At 36.5% G+C, this 3504-nt stretch carries 3 protein-coding genes; 1 reads left to right on the top strand and 2 read right to left on the bottom strand.

Features of this window, described 5'->3' with window-relative positions; translation table 11 throughout:
• Window positions 1-175: 175 nt before the first annotated feature.
• Window positions 176-1444 carry an outer membrane protein transport protein gene (locus GQR56_RS21000; protein WP_166115297.1) on the bottom strand — a complete coding sequence of 423 codons (1269 nt, stop codon included), beginning with the start codon at window positions 1442-1444 and terminating at the stop codon, window positions 176-178.
• A 283-nt stretch (window positions 1445-1727) separates the two neighbouring features.
• Here GQR56_RS21000 and GQR56_RS20995 point away from each other — a divergent pair, with 283 nt between their 5' ends.
• Complete coding sequence (locus GQR56_RS20995; protein WP_076917060.1) at window positions 1728-2051, top strand: hypothetical protein; 324 nt, start codon at window positions 1728-1730, stop codon at window positions 2049-2051.
• Here the strand turns inward: GQR56_RS20995 and GQR56_RS20990 are convergent.
• Window positions 2011-3225 carry an HD-GYP domain-containing protein gene (locus GQR56_RS20990; RefSeq protein WP_024611991.1) on the bottom strand — a complete coding sequence of 405 codons (1215 nt, stop codon included), beginning with the start codon at window positions 3223-3225 and terminating at the stop codon, window positions 2011-2013. The genes GQR56_RS20995 and GQR56_RS20990 overlap by 41 nt on opposite strands.
• Window positions 3226-3504 lie beyond the last annotated feature (279 nt).

The following is a 3504-nucleotide window of genomic DNA, read 5'->3' as shown; positions in this document are numbered from 1 at the left end:
CTGCTTTTGGGATAGATAGTGGTTTGGCGATTACTATCAGATCAAATTCAGAGCATGTTTTCAAGTTTTATTCCTTAAGATCCAACCTATGAATAGGTATTAAAAAAGCCGCTCACTTATTAAGTGAGCGGCTTTTTTATGCCCAGAGACTAAGCCCTAAGCATTTATACAAATATTAAAATTTGTAGTTGTACTGAGCACCAATTAATACTGCATGACCTTTTGATTCAAAAGACCATTCACTGCCAGAATCATCAGCTTCAGTAAAGTTTTGTGTTTTACCACGAATAATACTCGCACCTAAATCAACGTTAGAGTTTTGATCTATTGTGTAGTTACCACCAAACGAGAACCAAAAACGATCTGTATCTGGAATCGAAATTGATAGGTGTGTTTGTGATACAGGCGACTCATCAAATGCAACACCGGCACGAAGTAATAAATCTTCATTTAGTTGATAGTCAGCACCCACAGAATAACGGAATGAATCGCTGAAGCTTTCATCTTTTTCAAATCCAACAAACTTATCACCAGTTGGTGCCGTTACTTGTGCTTCTAAAGACTCAAAGCTACTCCAGCCAGTCCATAATACACTGTAGTGTAAACCTAATTTGTCGTCTAACTGATGAGAACCAGAAAACTCAGCAATAGCTGGTAAAGTAATTTCTACTGAACCAGGAAGATCAGCACCACCAGTACCACCAGCGGCGGCTGGTAATCCGTTAGAAAAATCGCCATCAAACGTAATATCAGTTTCTGTACGGTAGTTAAAACCAAAACGGCTATTTTCATCTAACTGATACATTAAACCTACGTTTAAGCCAAAGCCAGTGTCGTCACCTTGAAGGTTTACTGCATCAGTACCAAAATCAAAGCCACTTGCATTTGCACCCACTTTACGAATAACAGTCGCATCAGCATAAATAGCATTTAAGCCTATACCAAAGCTAAATTGCTCAGATACTTTATATGCAACGCTTGCATTAAGGTTTACTGTAAATATTTCTGTCTCACCAGCAATTTGACCAGCTACATAATCATCTTGAAACTCTGTAGATAAACCAAAGTTAGAAAATGCACCAAAGCCAATCGATACTCTGTCGTTGTATGGCATAGTAAAGTAAATTGCAGGAACAATAGCGCTAGGAGCAATACTGTCATCATCTAATGCATTAGGATCAATACCGTTATTAGTGCCTTCACCTTCAATGCTTACATCAGGGATAACACCAATAGCTGCAACGCTTAGTTGCTTTTCTTTAAATAAAGTCATTAGAGCTGGGTTACGAGCAACAACAGACGCGTCGTCTGCAATAGAAGCTTCACCAGCATATGCACGGCCTAAACCCGATGCATTTTGCTCTGATAATTGAAACGCAGCTGCAAAACTGTCAGCTGAAACAAATGCAAGCGAAGCTGCAATAAGAGTTTTAGTAAATTTCATTGTTGTGTCCTCACCAAACGAACTGTTTGGATAACTATGTGTGTTGTTATTAGGGTTTCAAACCTTGTCACACTACCTTAATTTTTTGTAAAAAACTCTATGAATAAGTTAAAAAACAGCAAAAAACATGATTTTTAACGGCATTTTAACAACTAATTAAAACTCATCGGACTAGAAGTGTGCTATTAGAGTATATACTCTAAATGTAATTAGTTATCATTTAGATTGACTTGAAAAATTTAGCAATTTACACTGAGTATAAAATAACAAAGGGAATAAAATAGTGACCATTTCACTCATTGTGGCTGGACTTTTTTTTTGTGGTGCAAGTGTGTTCTGCTTTTACAAGGCTAACTACTGTGCATGTACCCAAGCAGGTCAATGCGATAATCCAGTAAACCATTATTGGCTTGGGGCTATGCTTAGCGCATTAATTTCATTAGCGCTTTGTTGCTTAGCACTGCATGTAGAGCTGGGTACTTTATTATGGTTAACGCTAATGGGAAGTTGTTTTTTAGGTGCGTTTATTTCAGCTAGGCAATATAAGTATAAGCAGTGCAAAAAATCTACGCTAACAAATGCTCCTTCAATAAACGAGATAAGTTAATTTGGTAGTCAAGTGGCTTAACACTCGCTAAAATTTTAAGCTCTTGAGTGTGCTCACTCAAATCGATGTCCTTTGCTGTAATATGATGTTTATGCTTAGCATTATAAAATAGCTTAATTTTAGGCTTAATAGGATTAAGTACATTCCCCTCAAGTACTAACGCTAAACGTTCGTTTGTTAACTTAACAATAGTGCCTACTGGATGAACACCTAAGCATTTTATAAATCGTTGTACTAACTCTCCATCAAATAACTGTTTATTGGCTAATAAATAACGTAATGCATTTATAGGCTCATCGCCCTCTTGATGAGGTCTGTCGGCAGTCATTGCATCATATACATCAACTATTGCCATTATACGTGCCGGACGGCTTAGTTTTTCAGCTTCTATTCCTCGAGGATAACCAGAGCCATCTAATCTTTCATGATGATTCACTATCATATCGAGCATAAGCGGTGTAACGCCCTTTTCACCCTTAACTAAAGCTAAACCTTGTGCTACATGTTTTTTAATTGCCAGCAGTTCATTATTCGTAACTTTAGTTGGTTTTGAGAATATACCTTGAGGTAGTTTGGCTTGACCTAAATCATGGAGTAAAGCGCCCATGGCAAGTTCTTGCACAACAGCTTGTTTGTATCCCAAATATTTAGCAAATACAGCGGTAAAAATGGCGCAGTTAATCATATGACGCCAGTTGTAACTGTGTTTATCTTTGATACGAGTAAGAATACTCATAGCATTAGCGTTACGAAAAACAGAACTAACTATTTCATTAGCAATTTCATCAAGCACCTTCATATTTATAGTAAGACCTGATGTTAGATCACCATATAAGGATTGTAATTTTCGGTTATTTTGCTCATAGCTCACACTTGCTTTAGAGAATTCTTGCTCTATAGTTATAATTAATTTAGCTTTTTCAGGCTTTAGCTGACTGTTAGACGTTTTAAGTTTACTTTGCGGTTTATATTTGGCGGGTATTGCAGCATCACCTTTAGCAAAATCAATTAAAAGCTCAAGCACTCCCTCTGCAACTAAACGCTTAATAATAGATTTATCGCGCACTAAGCCACTTGTTTTAATTTTTATGCTGTTGACCCCTTCATGTTGCTTAGTAACGCTATCGACATACATGCCAGGTACAAGCTCTGATATAGGTAAAGTAATAAGCATAAAAGTGAGTTTTTCTACAAAAAATAAATATGTGTATTAAATAACACCTATCAACCCTAAAAGTCTACTTTTTGAGTTAATGGTAATGATAAATAACTAACACCGTAACTTATAGTTCAATTTAAGTATTGTCGTAACGAGCGTTACTTTCTCTATGAGTAAAACTAAATCTTATTGATATTTAACTAGGGCGTGTTGATCTTTGCGGTATAAAAAACAAACAGCATGAGGATGAGGTATAATTGAATTCGCTAAAAAACGTTACACCGAACCCTCATG

Source organism: Pseudoalteromonas sp. Z9A5 (genome assembly GCF_011378875.1).
GTDB lineage: Bacteria > Pseudomonadota > Gammaproteobacteria > Enterobacterales > Alteromonadaceae > Pseudoalteromonas.
The sequence above is the reverse complement of the archived record's forward strand: the minus strand, read 5'-3'. Positions and strand labels throughout refer to the sequence as shown.

What these genes read in the sequence shown, in the direction of transcription:
- GQR56_RS21000 (WP_166115297.1), bottom strand. Translation starts at nt 1,444, where the DNA reads ATGAAATTTACTAAAACTCTTATTGCAGCTTCGCTTGCATTTGTTTCA.
- GQR56_RS20990 (WP_024611991.1), bottom strand. Translation starts at nt 3,225, where the DNA reads ATGCTTATTACTTTACCTATATCAGAGCTTGTACCTGGCATGTATGTC.